Source organism: Streptomyces sp. NPDC059003 (assembly GCF_042740445.1).
In the GTDB taxonomy this organism is placed as follows: Bacteria; Actinomycetota; Actinomycetes; order Streptomycetales; family Streptomycetaceae; genus Streptomyces.
Genome location: NZ_JBHYJH010000003.1, coordinates 38,336 through 54,229 on the forward strand (window position 1 = coordinate 38,336; position 15,894 = coordinate 54,229).

The 15,894-nt window shown below is 74.7% G+C and carries 16 protein-coding genes; 3 read left to right on the forward strand and 13 right to left on the reverse strand.

Annotation, left to right across the window (positions count from 1 at the left end):
* Positions 1-51 precede the first annotated feature (51 nt).
* The 13 genes from ACFWZ5_RS02480 to ACFWZ5_RS02540 form a co-directional block, all read right to left on the reverse strand.
* A complete protein-coding gene (locus tag ACFWZ5_RS02480; protein ID WP_384794102.1) occupies positions 52-1,401 on the reverse strand; it encodes a Ni/Fe hydrogenase subunit alpha in 1,350 nt (449 codons plus the stop codon).
* Positions 1,398-2,195: an oxidoreductase gene (locus ACFWZ5_RS02485; RefSeq protein WP_384794105.1), complete on the reverse strand. Its 798-nt coding sequence runs from the start codon at positions 2,193-2,195 to the stop codon at positions 1,398-1,400. Before ACFWZ5_RS02485 ends, ACFWZ5_RS02480 begins: the two co-directional genes overlap by 4 nt.
* On the reverse strand, positions 2,195-3,049 hold the full coding sequence (locus ACFWZ5_RS02490; RefSeq protein WP_384794108.1) for an FAD/NAD(P)-binding protein: 855 nt from the start codon (positions 3,047-3,049) through the stop codon (positions 2,195-2,197). The genes ACFWZ5_RS02485 and ACFWZ5_RS02490 overlap by 1 nt, the downstream gene beginning before the upstream one ends.
* Positions 3,046-3,516 (reverse strand): Crp/Fnr family transcriptional regulator, encoded by a 471-nt coding sequence (locus ACFWZ5_RS02495; protein ID WP_384794111.1) that lies wholly within the window; start codon positions 3,514-3,516, stop codon positions 3,046-3,048. Before ACFWZ5_RS02495 ends, ACFWZ5_RS02490 begins: the two co-directional genes overlap by 4 nt.
* Positions 3,513-4,724, reverse strand: a complete 1,212-nt coding sequence (locus ACFWZ5_RS02500) for a 4Fe-4S dicluster domain-containing protein (protein ID WP_384794114.1) — start codon at positions 4,722-4,724, stop codon at positions 3,513-3,515. The genes ACFWZ5_RS02495 and ACFWZ5_RS02500 overlap by 4 nt, the downstream gene beginning before the upstream one ends.
* 194 nt (positions 4,725-4,918) lie before the next feature.
* The gene (locus ACFWZ5_RS02505; RefSeq protein WP_384890101.1) at positions 4,919-5,500 is read right to left on the reverse strand and encodes a hypothetical protein; all 582 of its coding nucleotides are present in this window, start codon (positions 5,498-5,500) and stop codon (positions 4,919-4,921) included.
* A gap of 4 nt (positions 5,501-5,504) precedes the next feature.
* Entirely contained in the window at positions 5,505-6,017 is a 513-nt protein-coding gene (locus ACFWZ5_RS02510) for a flavodoxin domain-containing protein (RefSeq protein ID WP_384787970.1), read from the reverse strand.
* 13 nt (positions 6,018-6,030) lie between these two features.
* Complete coding sequence (locus tag ACFWZ5_RS02515) at positions 6,031-6,762, reverse strand: CBS domain-containing protein (RefSeq protein ID WP_384787967.1); 732 nt, start codon at positions 6,760-6,762, stop codon at positions 6,031-6,033.
* A gap of 94 nt (positions 6,763-6,856) precedes the next feature.
* A complete protein-coding gene (locus ACFWZ5_RS02520) occupies positions 6,857-9,646 on the reverse strand; it encodes a GNAT family N-acetyltransferase (protein WP_384787964.1) in 2,790 nt (929 codons plus the stop codon).
* A 126-nt stretch (positions 9,647-9,772) separates the two neighbouring features.
* Positions 9,773-10,030 (reverse strand): HypC/HybG/HupF family hydrogenase formation chaperone, encoded by a 258-nt coding sequence (locus ACFWZ5_RS02525; RefSeq protein ID WP_384787961.1) that lies wholly within the window; start codon positions 10,028-10,030, stop codon positions 9,773-9,775.
* A gap of 6 nt (positions 10,031-10,036) precedes the next feature.
* Positions 10,037-12,463 carry a carbamoyltransferase HypF gene (gene hypF, locus ACFWZ5_RS02530; RefSeq protein ID WP_384787958.1) on the reverse strand — a complete coding sequence of 809 codons (2,427 nt, stop codon included), beginning with the start codon at positions 12,461-12,463 and terminating at the stop codon, positions 10,037-10,039.
* Complete coding sequence (locus tag ACFWZ5_RS02535) at positions 12,441-12,941, reverse strand: hydrogenase maturation protease (RefSeq protein ID WP_384787955.1); 501 nt, start codon at positions 12,939-12,941, stop codon at positions 12,441-12,443. The genes hypF and ACFWZ5_RS02535 overlap by 23 nt, the downstream gene beginning before the upstream one ends.
* A gap of 85 nt (positions 12,942-13,026) precedes the next feature.
* Entirely contained in the window at positions 13,027-13,533 is a 507-nt protein-coding gene (locus tag ACFWZ5_RS02540; protein WP_384890103.1) for a universal stress protein, read from the reverse strand.
* A gap of 265 nt (positions 13,534-13,798) precedes the next feature.
* On the opposite strand from ACFWZ5_RS02540, the gene ACFWZ5_RS02545 reads away from it, so the two are divergent.
* The 3 genes from ACFWZ5_RS02545 (at position 13,799) to ACFWZ5_RS02555 (ending at position 15,781) form a co-directional block, all read left to right on the forward strand.
* Complete coding sequence (locus ACFWZ5_RS02545) at positions 13,799-14,248, forward strand: OsmC family protein (protein ID WP_384787949.1); 450 nt, start codon at positions 13,799-13,801, stop codon at positions 14,246-14,248.
* Between the two features lie 128 nt (positions 14,249-14,376).
* The gene (locus ACFWZ5_RS02550) at positions 14,377-14,622 is read left to right on the forward strand and encodes a hypothetical protein (protein WP_384787946.1); all 246 of its coding nucleotides are present in this window, start codon (positions 14,377-14,379) and stop codon (positions 14,620-14,622) included.
* Positions 14,623-14,884: 262 nt separating this feature from the next.
* Complete coding sequence (locus ACFWZ5_RS02555) at positions 14,885-15,781, forward strand: universal stress protein (RefSeq protein ID WP_384787943.1); 897 nt, start codon at positions 14,885-14,887, stop codon at positions 15,779-15,781.
* Positions 15,782-15,894: the final 113 nt, after the last annotated feature.

Consider the following 15,894-nt stretch of genomic DNA (forward strand, 5'->3'; position numbering starts at 1 on the left):
GGGGCATCCGTCTTCGCGGGCTTCCCGGGCGCGGCGTGCGTGCGGGGCGCGTCAGGCATCGGGGCCTCCGGTGGTGCGGACGACGGTGAGGTCGAGGAAGTGGGTGGAGCAGGAGATGCACGGGTCGTGGTTGCGGATCGTCCGCTCGCACAGGTCCGTCAGTTCCGCGTCGGACAGGTCCGGTCGGGCGAGGGCACGGGTCGCGGTGCGGCGCAGGTCGTCCTCGATCGCGCCCTGGTTCTGCGCGGTGGGCGGCACCAGCAGCGCGTCGGTCACGGTGCCGTCGGCGTCCAGGGCGTAGCGGTGGTAGAGCAGCCCGCGCGGCGCCTCGGTCGCGCCGTGTCCGGTGCGCGCGGCGGGCGGCACGTCGACGAACGGGTGCGGGGGCGGCTCGTACGTGTCGATGATCCGCAGCGCTTCGGAGATCGCGTACACCACCTCCACGGCCCGCACCAGGATCGAGCGGTGCGGGTTGCGGCAGACGACACCCTCCCAGGGGTCGCCGAGTCCGGCCGCGCGCGCCGCCTCCACCGCCGTGCGGGACAGCCAGCGCCCGCTGATCGCGAACCGGGCGAGGGAGCCGGTGAGATGGCGCCGCCCGTCGAGGCGGGAGTGCAGGGCGGTGGAGTGCGGCACCTGCTCCTCGCGGACGCGCAGCGGGAAGTCGTACACGGGGAAGGTGGTGAAGCCGCCGTCGGTGCGCAGCACGGCCGGGGTGCCCGATTCAATCGCGTACGTCCCCGGGGCGGCGAGCGCCAGGAAGTCGGCGTCCACCTGCGCGTCGGGGAAGTCGAAGCCCGCGACCCAGCGCACGGTGTCCCAGGCGTCGTCCAGGGCGCGGTGCAACCGCTCGGCGAGCGGGCGCAGTTCAGCGGGCGCGGGGACGCGGTGGAAGCCGCCCAGGCGTACGTTCACGGGGTGGATGGCGCGGCCGCCGAGCTGTTCGAGGAGCGCGTTGCCCGCCTGCTTCAGGCGCAGGCCGCGCTCGACGTCCGCGCGCCGGGTGCGGGCGAGCTCGATCGCTCCGTCGCAGCCCAGGAAGTCCGGCGCGTGCAGGAGATAGATGTGCAGGGTCTGGCTCTCGATCCACTCGCCGCAGTACACCAGGCGGCGCAGCGCGCGGATCCGCGAAGGAATGTCGACACCGCAGGCGTCCTCGACGGCCGCGCAGGCGCTCATCTGGTACGCGACCGGGCAGATGCCGCACACCCGGGCGGTGATGTCGGGCGGCTCGGTGTGCGCGCGGCCGCGCAGCAGCGCCTCGAAGAAGCGCGGCGGCTCATAGATGTTCAGCTGCGCCTCGGTGACCTCGCCGTCGTGCACGCGCAGGCGCAGGGCGCCCTCGCCCTCGACCCGGGACAGCGAGCCGACGTGCAGAACGCGGGATCCGCGGTGCGTCACGGCCGTAACTCCTCGTCGAGAACATCGGGTGCGCCGAGGGCGTCGAAGGCGGGCGCGTTGAACGTGCGCAGGAAGCGCTCGGTGGCCCGCCCGTCGAGGCCGTCGCGCCGCAGCACCGGCAGCAGGGCGGACAGGTTCGCCGAGCCGGACGGGCCGAAGCAGCCGAAGCAGCCGCGCCCGTACGCCGGGCAGATCGCGCCGCAGCCCGCGTGCGTGACCGGCCCCAGGCAGGGCGTGCCGTGGGCGACGGTGACGCACACGGTGCCGCGCCGCTTGCACGCGAAGCACACGCTGTGGCTCGGGATGTCGGGCCTGCGGCCGGCGAGGTGGGCGGTGAGGACCTCCAGGAGCTGGCCGCGGTCGACGGGGCAGCCGCGCAGCTCGAAGTCGACGTCCACATGCGCGGAGACAGGGGTGGAGGTCGCGAGGGTGTCGATGTGGTCGGGGCGCGCGTACACGGTGCGGCAGAACTCCTCGACGTCGGCGAAGTTCCGCAGCGCCTGGATGCCGCCCGCCGTCGCGCAGGCGCCGATCGTGATCAGGCGCCGGGACTCGGCCCTGATGCGCCGCACCCGTGCGGCGTCGTCCGGCGTGGTCACGGATCCCTCGACGAGCGCCACGTCGTACGGGCCCGGACGGACCGCGCTGGACGCCTCCAGGAAGTGGGCGATCTCCACCCGGCCCGCGAGGCCGAGCAGCTCGTCCTCGCAGTCGAGCAGCGTCAGCTGGCAGCCGTCGCAGGAGGCCAGCTTGAACACGGCCAGCGTCGGCACGGCCGCCGGACGGTCGGACATCACAACTCCCTCACGCTCAGCAGGGGTTCCGCCCGGTCCCACCCCACGACCGGGCCGTCCCGGCACAGCAGCAGCGGGCCGAGCTGGCAGTGCCCGCACGTGCCCGTGGCGCAGCGCATGGTGCGCTCCAACGACACCCGGACGCGGTGGGCGGGCACGCCACGGTGGACCAGGTCGCGCGCGGTCGCGCGGATCATCGGCTCCGGACCGCAGACGAACGCCGAGCAGTGCGACGGCGCGAAGCGCGCGCGGTCCAGGAGCCGGGTCACCAGGCCCACCTCACCACCCCAGCCGCGCGGCGCCCGGTCGACGGTGACGCCCGTGTACGCGGTCGCCCAGCGCCGCGTCTCGCACGTGGACAGCAGGTCGTCCGGAGTGCGCGCGCCGATCAGGACGTTGACACGGCCGAACCGCAGCGGTGCGGCGACCGCGGCACGGATCAGCGGGAGCAGCGGGGCGAGCCCGATGCCGCCCGCGACGACCAGCACGTCCTGCCCGAGCGCCCGCTCCGGCTCCCAGCCGGTGCCGTACGGGCCACGCAGGCCCAGGACGTCGCCGACCCGCGCCGCGCACAGCCCCGCGGAGACCGCGCCGACGGCCCGCACGGTGTGCGCGAGCCCGCCGGTGGCCGGAAGGGCGCTCACCGAGACGGGAATCTCACCGCGGCCGAAGCAGTGCACCATGGCGAACTGGCCGGGAGCGAACCGCGGCAGCGCCGCCGCGAGGGGGTCGAGCCGCAGCGTGACCGTGTCGGGCGTCTCGCGCCGACGGGCGATCACCCGGTACGGCACGGGCAGGCGCGGCTCGGCCGGTGGTGGTGCCGCCATCGGAGCGGGTGCCGGGCCTGTGGTCATCGCGGACTGCCGCTGCCGTAGGGCGCGTACAGGTCGAGCAGGCGGGTGCGGGCCGACTGCAGGCGGTGGGCGAGGACCTTGCCGACCCACTGGCCCACAGCCGCGCCGAGCTCCGCGTCGTTCTCGCACATCAGCCGCACCGCCGTCGCGTCGAACTCGTAGGCGCGCACCGGCGTGGTCGCCTCCGCGCCGAGCTGCCACACGTAGGGCGGGAACAGCCAGGACCAGCCGACGAGTTCGTCGAAGCCGATCGTCTCGATGGCGGGCGCGCGGTGCCCCGGCACGTGCATGTCGAGCGTCACGGTGCCGGTGCGGACGATCCAGAACCGGTCGGCGCGCCGGCCCTCCTCGAACAGGCGGGTGCCCTGCGGGATGTTGACCTCACGAGCGACGCGCAGCAGGCGGGTGCGGTGCTCGGGGGCCAGGGCCTGGATCATGCGGGTGGTGGATGTGGACGTCGTGTTCATCGCTGTTCCTCCCTGTCGCGGCGCGCCGGTCGGCCGCCGTCGGTTGCCACCGCCTCCTGCGGCGTCCGGCCGTCTGCTGCCGCCGCGTGCTGCTCGGCCGCGAGCGCGGCCACCTCTGCGGTGATGTCGATCCCGGCCGGGCACCAGGCGACGCACCGCCCGCAGCCCACACAGCCCCCGCTGCCGAACTGGTCGTGCCAGGTGCCGAGTTTGTGAGTGAGCCACTGGCGGTAGCGGCTGCGCGCGGAGGCGCGCACCGGCCCGCCGTGGAGGTAGGAGAAGTCGAGATCGAAGCAGGAGTCCCAGCGCTGCCACCGTTCGGAGTGATCCCCGGTGAGGTCGGTGACCTCCTCGGTGGTCGTGCAGAAGCACGTGGGGCACACCATGGTGCAGTTGGCGCAGGTCAGGCAGCGGGACGCGACGTCGTCCCAGCGCGCCGCCGTCAGGCTCGCGCCCATCAGCGCCCGCAGGTCGACCGGCGGCAGCGCGCGGCCCATGCGGTCGCGGGCACCGTCGACCGCGCCCCGCGCGACGGACTCGGTCGCCACGTCCGCCTCCCGGTGCGGCACGTCGCCGAGCAGTCGCGCGCCCTCCTCGCTTCCGGTGCGGACGAGGAACCGGTGGCCGTCCGCGTCGACGACCTCGGTGAGCGCGAGGTCGAAGCCGGCGTCCGCCGCGGGGCCGCCGCCCGCCGACACGCAGAAGCACGTCGCGCCCGGTTCGGTGCACTCGACGGCTATCAGCAGCGCCGTCCTCCGCCGCTCCTGATAGCCCTGTTCCGGGTGGCGCCCGCCCGCGAGGACACGGTCCTGGATCGCGATGGCGCGCAGGTCGCAGGGGCGTACGCCGAGAAAGGCGTACGCGGGCACCTCGGGCCGGGTGGCGGTGAACTCAGGGACGCCGTCCGGCCCGCGCCGCGCGCTCCACAGCTGCTCGCGCTGCGGGTGCAGGAAGGTCTTCCAGGACTGCGGTCCGGCGCTGTGGGCGAACGCCGCGCCGTCCGCGCGGGGTGTCAACCGGTAGCGCCCGGCGTCGAGTTCGACGCCCCAGCCGAACGGGAGCTCGTCGGCGGAGGCCAGTGCGGCGAGGACGATCGCACCGTCGCGGACCGTGGGCCCCACGACGGTGCGGCCCTCCGCCACCAGAGCGGCGACCAGGGCGGCGAGCCCCTCCCGGTCGATCACTGCCGTGACTCCGGTGGCGACCATGGAATCCTCCTCGGCGTCCGTGCCGTTGCGGCCGCGTCCGTGTCGTGGTGCCGGGCCGTCGTGCCGGGCACCCGCTGGGAACCTCCTACGACCACCGTCGAGCACGGGAGCCCGGCGAGGCAGGGGCCGATCGGCCCGTGACGGGGACCGGTGGGGGACCGATGACGGGACCGGGCGGTCCCTTCGGCGGCAGGTCACGCCCTGCGGCTGGTCCACCCGGGCCCGGTGCGCTGCCACGCGCGGTCCCACGCGGCGATGCGGCGCCGGTCGAGGGCGCCGCGCACGGCCTGGAGGACGAGGAGGGCGAGTGCGGCCATGCCCGCCGCCGCGGCGGCGCCCGCGCACACCACGCGCGCCGTGACGTCGTCCTCGCCCAGCGGCTCGTCCGTGGCGTCGCCGTTCTCGTCGACCCAGATGCGGATGACGTTCCCGCGCCGGCTGCCCGCCGGGGCGTCGGCGGCTCCGGTGTGCTCGGTGCCGTCCAACGCCGTCCAGCGGGCCGGCACCTGGTGCGGGGCGAGCGAGCCGTCGACGGACGGCACCGCACGGGGCGCGTCGGCGGTGAGGGTGGCCCGCACCTGGTGCCGTGCCCGCTGCTCGGCTCCCGCCTCCGCGCGGGCATCGGAGCGCACGACCGCCCCGGCGACGAACCCGGCGGCGGGCACGCCCAGGATCAGCACGGTGCCGACCAGCAGCACCGCCCACGCCTCGACCACGTCCGAGCGCCGCCGCAGCGGACTGCGGCGCCAGCGCCACCCCAGCTTCCGGGTCCGCATGGCATCAGCCTCCGCACTCCGCGACGGAGGCGATCTCCCGCGCGATGGCGTCGGCCCAGGCCGTCACCGCGTCGAAGTCGCGGAAGTCGCCGCCCTTCCCCGACCGGACGATCATCCGGGCGACGGGGCCGCGGGCCTGCTGGTCGAGCCGGCCCCCGAAGGTCGCGTGCCCGCGGGCGTCGAGCCGCACGGCCATGCGCCGCACGGACGGCGGAGGCGGCACCTCCCGGTCGGACGCGGCGGAGTCCAGCGGCCCGCTGCTGAACAGCCACACAGGCCGCCGCGCGAGCGCACGCCGGTGACGGCGAGCGAAGCGCCGGGCATCACGCTGCCAGCGCCCCGCGTACACGGCGCCGCCGAGCACCACCGCGTCGTACGCGGTCACCTCCCGTACGTCCGCGGCCGACCGCACGTCGACGGCCAGCCCGGCCTTGGTGAGCGCGGCCGCAACCGTCCGGGCCAGCTCTGCGGTGGATCCGTACGTCGACCCGTAGGCGACGAGGACGGTGAGTGCCATCGCCGTACCCTCCTCACAGCCTGCGCAGCCAGTCGTCGGCGACGCCCTGCAGCGCCTCGTCCGTGGGCCGCAGGTGGGAGTCGTCGAGGCGGTAGGTGAGGTGGTCGACGACCGCGACCACGCCGTCGATCTGCCGGGTCATGCGGACGGCTATCGGCACGTCGCTGCGCCGCTCCAGCCGCCCGCGCAGCGTCACCACGCCGTCGACGACCTCCACCGCGATGGACTGCGGGGCCAGCCACAGCGTGCGGACCAGGACCTCGTCGACGACTTCGAGGCGTATGTCGGCGTCGGGCCGCAGGAAGACCTGGAGCAGGTCGCGGCGCGTGACGATGCCGACGAGCCGGTCCTCGTCGTCCACGACGGGGAGCCGTTCGACGCGGTGGCGGGCCATGGTGCGGGCGGCCTGCGCGATGGTGTCCTCGGCGTGCACGAGGACGGGGGGCTTTGACATCAGCTGTCCCGCGGTGCGCGCCGCCGCCTTGGCGGTGCGCTTGCGCCCGCCTGGCAGGAACCGGCGCCAGCGGACGGCGGGTGCGGGCGCGTACGGGTCGTCGGCCTCCGCCTGCCGGACCATGAGGTCCGTCTCGGACAGCACGCCGATGACGTGCTCGTCGTCGTCCACCACCGGAAGACCGCTGATGCGGTGCCGGTCCAGGAGCCGGGCCACCTCCTTGAACGACGAGTCGCGGACGGCTTTGACGACCTCGCTCGCCATGACCGAACCGACCTTGCTGTGCTTCATGTCCTTCGCCTCCTCGGCGCGCTCGGAGTACGTGAAGTACGCGAAGTACGCGGAGTACCTGGCGCACTCGGCGTGTCAGTCGTCTCGGGCGGCTTCAGCGAAGCCGTCGCAGTTGTCGCAGATGGGGGTCCTGGGCCGGGCGCGGAAGCAGCCGGACGCGGACGTCGAGCGCGGTGACGCGGTCGGGCCGGGCCAGGACCGGGTTCAGGTCGGCCTCGGCGAGCTGCGGCAGATCGCTCGCGAGCCGGGAGAGGCGAAGCAGCAGGCTCTCGAGGCCTTCCAGGTCCACCGGGCCGTTGCCCCCGTGTCCGAAGAGCAGCGGCGCGCAGCGCGGCGCGGTGATCAGGTCGTGCACGTCGTGGTCGGTGAGCGGGGCGAGCCGGGCCGCGTGGTCGGCGAGCACCTCGGTGGCGGTGCCGCCGAGCCCGAACAGGACCAGCGGTCCGAAGATCTCGTCCTGCACGACACCGGCGAACAGCTCGGTGCCGCGCGGCGCGAGGGGCTGCACGACCACGCCGGTCATCACGTGCCCGAAGCGGGTCTCCAGGTCGCGGTAGGCGGCGCGGACCTGGGCGTCGCCGCGCAGGTCGAGGTGGAGCGCGCGCTGTTGGCTCTTGTGAAGGAGGCCCGGCCAGTGCGCCTTGAGGACGACGAGCCCGTCGGGCCCCTTGAGGCGTTCGGCCGCGAGCACCGCGTCGTCCTCCGTCTCGGCCCACTCCCACGGCAACTGACGGATGCCGTAGGCGTCCAGGAGCTCGGCGACCTCGCGCGGGCCCAGCCAGCCGCCCTCGGGATGCCGGTTCAGGTAGGCGTCGACGGCCGCCTGCGCACGGGCCGTGTCCACGTCGTCCAGGACGGGGACGGTGCCGGGCGGCCGGGCGAGCCAGCGGCCGCGCGCGGCGGCGTGGGCCAGGGCGCGGGCGGCCGCCTGCGGATCGGCGTACGCGGGTACCGCGCCCGTCCCGGCAGGCAGCAGCCGCACCGGCAGGTCCTGGTCGAGCAGTACCGCGGCGACCGTTCGGTCACGACGTCGGTCCGGGGCGCAGGTGAGGGACCGGATGAGGTCGTCGCCGGTCGCCGCGGCGACCGCGGTGGGCACGAGCGCCACCAGGACCGCGTCGACGCGTCCGCTCGCGACGAGCCGGTCCACGCAGGCGCGCAGCTGCTCCTCGCCGACGGCGGCCGTGACGTCGACCGGGTTGGTGACGCTCGCCCCGTCGGGCAGGACGGCGAGCAGCTCGTCGACGAGATCGGCGCCGAGCGGCGGCAGGTCGAGCCCGGCTTCGGCGCAGGCGTCGGCGGCCAGGACCCCGGCGCCGCCCGCGTTGGTGACGACGGCGACGCGTGGCCCTGCGGGCAGCGGCTGCGCGTGCAACAGGGCGGCGGCGTCGAGGAGTTCGGACACGGAGCGGGTGGCGGTGATGCCGGCCTGCGTGAACAGGGCCTGCCGCGTCATGGTCGCGGTGGCGGCGGCCGCGGTGTGCGAGGCGGCCGCGGCCCGGCCCGCCTCGGTGCGGCCCGCGTCGACCGTCAGGACGGGCAGCCGTCGGCTCACGCGCCGCGCGGTGCGCGAGAAGGCGCGCGGGTTGCCGAACGACTCCAGGTGCAGCAGCGCGAGGTCGGTGCGCCCGTCGGACTCCCACCACTGCAGCAGGTCGTTGCCGCTCACGTCGTACTTGTCGCCGAGCGACACGAAGCTGGACACGCCGATGCCGAGCCGGGCGAGCCCGCCGAGCAGCGCGATGCCCACGCCGCCGGACTGCACGGCGACCCCCGCCGAGCCGGGCGCCGGACACGCGGCGGCGAACGTCGCGTTGAGCTGGATGCGCTCCTCGGTGTTGGCGAGCCCCAGGCAGTTGGGCCCGACCAGGCGCATCCCGTACGTGCGACAGCTGTCGAGCAGGGCCCGCGCCTGCGGGGCGTCGAGCCCGGCGGAGACGGTGAGCAGGGCGCGTACGCCGAGCTTGCCGCACTCCTCGGCGACAGCCGGCACCTGCGCGGCGGACACGGCGAGCACCGCGAGATCGGGGACCTGCGGGAGGTCGGCGACGCTGGGGTGGGCGTGGACGCCGAGGACCGTGGCGGCGGTCGGATTGACCGCGTACAACCGGCCGTTGAAGCCGCCGGTGCACAGGTTGCGCAGCACGGCCCGGCCCACCGACCCCGGTCGGCGGCCCGCGCCGATGACGACCACCGACGCCGGCTGGAGCAGCGGACGCAGGCTCGCCACGCCCGCCGTACGGCCGCGCGCCTCCACCGACGACAGATACGCCTCGGTCTCGTCGAGGTGGACGACGCAGTGCACCTGGGAGCCGTCGAAGCGGCGCGCGGTGCGCAGGCCGAGGTCCGCGAAGACCTTCAGGACCTCGTGGTTCTCGGCCAGCGCGTCGGCGGTGAACGCGGTGATCCCCGCGGTGCGCGCGGCGGACACCAGGTGTTCCAACAGGAGCGTGCCGACGCCGCGGTGGTGCCAGTGGTCGTCGACGGCGAGCGCGATGTCGGCCTCCGCCGGGTCGGCGGGGGCGGCTTCGTACTCGGCGATGCCGATGAGGCGTCCGTCGTGCTCGGCGAGGAGGGCGCGATAGCCCGTGCCGCGGGAGGCCGCCGTGCCCGGGGAGGCCGCCGGGTTCCGGGAACTGCCCGGCACCGTGCGCCCCGCCACACGGGCCGCGGCCTGCTTGGCCGCCCGGCGGCTGGCCACGAAGAACCGCAGCCGCAGATGCTCCGGTGACATGCCCTCGTACAGCCTCAGCACCACGTCCTGATCGCCTGGTCCGCCGGGCCGAATGCGCACGGTGGTGCCGTCGGAGAGCAGGGCGTGCGTGCCGCCGTCGGCCGGAGCCGGGTCGGGGGCGGTGGAGCTCGGAGCGGCGCTGCCGGTCATGGCCTACCTCGCGCTTCGGTTCGGTCGATGGACGTCTTCAGCGTCCGTCCCGACGGCCGCCCGCCACAGCGGCCGACCGGGCACGAGCCGGGACCGGGCGGCGCCCACGCCGGGGCCGAACGGCCCTCACGGCAGCGGCTCGCCGAGCTCGCCCTCGACCGCGTCGGCCATCGCGCGCAGCACGCCGAGCGTGCGCTCCGCCTCCGCCTCGTCGACCTCGGTGATCGCGAACCCGACGTGCACGATCACGTACGTGCCGACGGCGGCGTCCGGCGTGTAGCTCAGGCACACCTCACGCCGTACGCCACCGAAGTCGACCGTCGCCATGCGCAGCCCCGCGTCGTCGCGGATGTCCAGCACGCGGCCGGGAATCCCCAGGCACACGGCGGTTCACCTCCCCTTGCGTTCGGCGGCCAGACGCGCGGCGGCGACCGCCGCCTGGCCGTAGCTGATGCCCCCGTCGCCGACCGGCACCTCACGGCTGACAAGAACCCGCAGCCCCTGTGCACGCAGCCGTTGGCGCACCTGAGTGAGCAGCGGGACGTTCACGAAGCAGCCGCCGCCCAGGCACACCGTGCGCGGGGCACCCTCCTCGACGGCCCGGGCCACCAGCTCGGCGGTGACGGCGGCCAGGGTGGTGTGGAAGGCCGCGGCCAGCCGCGCCACCGCCTCGCCGCTCGCCTGCCGCTCCAGCAGATCGGCGAGGGTCGCCGCGGAGTCGTACACCCACAAGTCCCCGACCCGCACGACCCGGTGGCGCAGCGGCACCGCGCGGCCCCGGCCCGCACGGCCCGCCGCGGCCTCCAGGGCGACGGCGGCCTCGCCTTCGTAGCTGACGGTGTCGACGAGCCCGAGCAGACTCGCCACGGTGTCGAAGAGGCGCCCCGCGCTGGAGGCACGCGGACAGTTCAGCCCGCGCCGGACCATGGCACGCACGAGGTCCGCCTGCCGGGTGTCGACCCGGCCGAGGAACGCCCGGCCCGCCGCGGTGAGCGAGGCCGAGCCGAGCGCCTCCGCACCGAAGAGCTGCCCGAGCGCCATCCGGTACGGATGCCGCACCGCCGCCTCACCACCGGGCAGCGGCGCCGTGGCGAACCGCCCCACGCGCCGGTAGCCCGTCAGGTCCGCGACGAGGATCTCCCCGCCCCACAACGTCCCGTCGTCCCCGAGGCCGAGCCCGTCGTAGGCCACCCCGAGGAACGGCCCCCGCACCCCGTGCTCCGCGGCACATGCGGCCAGATGCGCGTGATGGTGCTGCACGGGCATGTGCCGCACAGGCTGAGCCAGCGCCCACTGGGTGGACAGGTAGCCGGGGTGCGGATCGTGGGCGATGACGCGGGGGGTGATGCCGGTGAGACGGGACAGGTCCGCGTACGTCCCTTCGAACGCTTCGTACGTGGCCACGTCCGCCAAGTCGCCGGTGTGCGGCCCGAGCTGGGCCACGTCCGCGTCGGCGAGTGCCAGGGTGTGCTTGAGCTGTGCGCCCGCGCCCGCGAGCGGGATCGGTGCGGGCGGCGCCAGGGGCAGTGGCGCAGGAGCCAGGCCGCGCGCTCGGCGCACGGTGAGCGGGACCCGCCCGGCGGCGAGGACCACGGAGTCGTCGTAGCGGGCGCGGATGGGCCGGTCATGGGTGAGGAACCCGTCGGCGACAGCGGCCAGCGCGCGCCGGGCGGCGGTGTCGTCGATGGCGATGGGCTCGTCGCAGAGGTTGCCGCTGGTGACGACGAGCGGCCGGTCGAGGTCGCGCAGCAGGAGGTGGTGCAGGCCGGTGGTGGGCAGGAACAGGCCGAGGCGGCCGGTGGTGGGCGGCGCTTGGGGAGCGCCGGGCTCCGCGTGCCCCGGGCCGGCGGGGTGGACGCCGGGTGCGACGTGAAGGGTGGCCCCGGTGTACGTGCGCAGCAGGGTCACGGGACGCGCGGGAGACGTGAGGAGTGCCAGCTCCGTGCCGCTGAGCCGGGCGAGCCCGCGCACCGCCGCCACGTCCCGCACCATCACGGCGAACGGCTTCACCGGCCGCCGCTTGCGCCGCCGCAGCTCCGCCACCGCCGCCGGATCGGTCGCGTCGCACACCAGCTGGTACCCGCCGAGCCCCTTGACCGCCACGATCCCGCCCGCGGCGACGGCGGCGACCGCCGCCTTCAGCGCCCGCTCCCCGCGCAGCTCGCCCCAGGCGAGCGTCGGCCCGCACGCCGGGCAGGCCACGGGCTCCGCGTGGAAGCGCCGGTCACCGGGGTCGGCGTACTCAGCGGCGCAGTCCGCGCACAGCGGGAACCGGCGCATGGTGGTGCGGATCCGGTCGTAGGGCAGGGCCTCGACGATGGTGGCCCGCGGCCCGCAGTCGGTGCAGTTGATGAACGGATACCGGTAGCGGCGGTCGGCCGGCGCGAACAGCTCGCGCAGGCAAGCCGCGCAGATCGCCGCGTCGGGCGGGATCTCGCGGGAGGCGGCGGTGCGGGGGCCGGGGCCACTGCGACGGACGTGGAAGGCGGTGACGTGCCCGGTCGCGCGGACGTCGGACGCGGTCGCAGGGACCCCCTCCGAGGCCGCAGGGGCCCCCTCCGTCCACACCACCCTCCGCACCCGCGCGAGCACCGGCGCGTCCGCGCGCAGCCGCCGACCGAACTCCACGACCGCCTCACCCGGCCCCGCCACCTCGCCCTCCACATGCCCGGCCACGTTCGCCACCCAGCCCGTCAGGCCGAGCCCGGAGGCGAGCCGGTGCACGAACGGCCGGAAGCCCACGCCCTGCACGGTCCCGTGCACCACGAACCCGCGCACCACGTCGGCCACGCGCTCACCCCCGCGCGGCGGCGTCACGATGGCGCACGATCTCGTTCTCGACGGCCTCGACGAGCGGGCCGACCGCGTCCGCGACGGGGGCGGAAAGGCCGGTGCCCAGGGCGTTGTCGGCGCCCTCGACCGCGTACACGATCAGCCGACCGGGCAACCGGCCAAGGACGCGCGCGAGTTCGACCGCCTCACCGAGGCCGAGGCCGTGGGAGCTGGTCGTCGGGGGCCGCGCGAGCCGCGTGGAGTCCAGCTCGATGCGGTGGACCCGACCGGGAGTGGCCGGGTGCGCGTGCGCGGCGTCCACGAGCACCGCGAGGTCGGCGCCCTCCCACAGGGCGATGAGCCGACCGGGGTCGCCGTCACAGACGGCGAGCGTCGTCCCACGCGGCAGCGGCCTCGCCGCGGCACGGTCCCGCAACCGCGTGACGACCTCCAAGCCCACTCCGTCGTCGCGCCGGTACTCGTTCCCGACGCCGACGACGGCGATGCGTGTGCGCTCCTTCATGCCTCCCACGCTCGGCCCTGGCACCGCGCGCCGCGCAGGGGCCGGACGACCCTGGGCCGGGACCGACCGGCTCCCGCCGAAGCGCTCACGTGCGGGGGCGCAGCGTCGTGGTGTAGTTCTCTCCTTCGCACAGGGACTCATAGCGGATCGTGAGGGTGAGCCGACGATTGATGAGGTCCAGGAACTCGGCGTGGTTCTTCGGGTCGTAGTCGGTGACGCCCAACACGTACTGTTCGTAGCCGGTGGCGATGACCGCCCCCGGTCGGCGGTGCCCCCTGTCCCAGCCACCGATCACCGCGTCGTCCACGACGAGCGCGCTGTCGACGACGATCGGGGGACCGAGCAGCAGTTCCGCGATCGGGCCGCGCCCGCGGTGCCCGACGACCAGGGCGCTCGCGTTGCGTGCCTCACGCAGCAGCGCGACCTCGGTGTCGCCGAGGAGCACCTCGGCGGTGACCATCACTTCGGGGTCGCGCCGCCTGGCGCGCTCCGCGGCCGAGGCCACGACATGCTCGGCGAGCGCGCGTTCGGAGGGATGAGCCGCGTCCTTCACCTCCGCGCCGATCGGCTCGGGAAGGTCCACTGTCCACACCGCCTCTCGCCTGCAACGCACGCGGGCAACTGGAAGGTTCGGTCGTCCTGCCCGCTCGGACTGCCACGGTGCACCGCGCGAACCACCGGGGCCGTCCGGTCATTCCGCGGGACGTTCGGCCCGTGGCGCGGCCTGGGCCCGGGCACTGAGGTGGAAGTGCCGGATCGTCGGCGGCACAGGAACCGAACGGACGCGTCACGTCGAACGGACGACGCACGACGCACGACGTACGACGTACGACGAAGTGCGTGAAGGAGGCACGGAGATGAAGAACGAGGCCATCGTCCGCGCGGTACGGGAGTCCCCTTCGGCACCCGCGCCGCAGCACGTCGACGTCACCCATGTCGCCGGGCAGGCGTACGCGGTGTACATCCGTGACCACGAACTGACCGTCGACCAGCCCATCCTGGCCGGTGGGGACGACGACGGGCCCACCCCCGTCGAACTGTTCGTGTCCTCGCTGGCCACCTGCGTCGCGTACTACGCGGGCCGGTACTTGCAGCGTCACCATCTGCCGTGCGACAACCTGCGCGTGCGGGCGGAGTTCGAGATGGCCGAGGACCGGCCCACTCGGGTCGCGGCCGTCCGCATGCGCGTCCTGCTGCCCCTACGGCTCAGTGAGACCCGGCAGCGAGCGCTGCGCGCCGTGGTGCATCACTGCACGGTCCACAACTCGCTGCGCCAGCCCCCTGAAGTGACGGTCCAGCTGGACTGAGCGCTCCGTTTCGCGTGGCGCAAGGATCAACAGCACGGGGACGGAGCGTCATTCCGGTGTTGATCATTTGTTGACCGGTGGTCGGTCTACTGCCTGCGTTGATCCCATCGAGACCTCGGAGGATTCTCATGATCAAGCGTGTGGCAGTGGGTGTGGCGGCGGCCGCCCTGTGTGTGTTCGGCGGCAGCGCGGCGGTGGCTGACACGGGCGGGAACGCTACCGCCCGTCCGGCCGGTTCTTCCCCGGCAGCCTCGACCGGGCAGGGCTCCGCGACCGGTTCGGGCATCACTCCGGATGCGTGGGAGCTCCGCCTGGACAAGCACACCGTGACCACCTCGGGCTGGTTCGACAAACACCGCGAGGACGTTCTGTAGTCGAGTTCTGGTTCAGAGGGTTCGCCCCGTCGGCAGAGTGTTGCCGGCGGGGCGTGTGCGTTTTCCTGGCGGCACGCGGCACGCGGCACGCGGCACGCGGCACGCGTCGCACGGCGCACGGCGCACTGCGCGTAGCGCGGCCGATGCGGCATACGTCCGGACGGGCCGGCTTCCGTGCCGATGGTCCCGGTGTCGGGGCCGGGTGGCCTCTGCCCACCCGGCCGGGGCCACGCGACGCTTGCGGCACTGGGAGGTGAGGACGATGCTCCGGTCGATCGTGGTGGGCCTGGACGGCTCACGTGAGAGTGTCGCCGCCGCTGACTGGGCGGCCAGGGAAGCGCTGCGCCGCGGGCTCCCGCTGCGTCTGGTGCACGCCTGGGAGGGGATGCCGGGGGATGACGAACCGGTCAGCCTCCCGGAGCTCAAGGTGCCGCAGTACTGGGCGCGCCGCATCCTGCGCGGCACCGTGGACCGGCTCTGCGAGCAGTATCCGCAGCTGTACCTGAGCGCCGAACAGCTCAGGCGACCGCCCACGCCCGCACTCCTCGACGAGGCGGAGTCCGCGGAGCTGCTGGTCCTCGGCAGCCAGGGCTTCGGTGGTCTGGGCGGGCTCCTGGCCGGGTCGGTGGCGATGGCGGTGGTCGCCCACGCGCGGACACCGGTCGTGCTGGTGCGCGCGGGCTACGACGCCGTGGACGAGCACGTGCCCAACGGCGCCGGAGAGACCTCGACGGGCACGCCCTACCGGCCCGTCGTGCTCGCCGCCGACCTGGGGCACGCCTGCGACTCCCTGCTCGGCTTCGCCTTCGAGACCGCGAAGCGCCGCACGGCGCCGCTGCACGTCGTGCACGCCTGGCGACTGCCCAACACCCGCTCCGGCACGGACGAACAAGGCCACATGCCCACGCAGCGCGACGCCCAGTGGGCGCTGGAGTGCGTCCTCGAACCGTGGCAGGACAAGTATCCCGACGTCGCCGTCCACGCCGACGCGGAGCACGGCCGTCCGGTGCACGTGGTGATGCGGGCGGCGGAGCACGCGGGCCTGCTGGTCCTGGGGCGCGAGCCCCGCCGGGGCGCGGTGGGCAGCCGCATCGGACACGTCACGCACACGGCCATCCGCCAAGTGAGGTGCCCGGTCGCCGTGATCGCCCACGGCTGAGGCACCACGACCGGTCCGTGCGCCGCGGCTTCTCCCATCGGCGCCGCCGCCTTCTCCCATCGGCGAGCCGCGCGCCGCCTGCTCCCGCCGGGTCGTCCGGCACCCAACTCAGG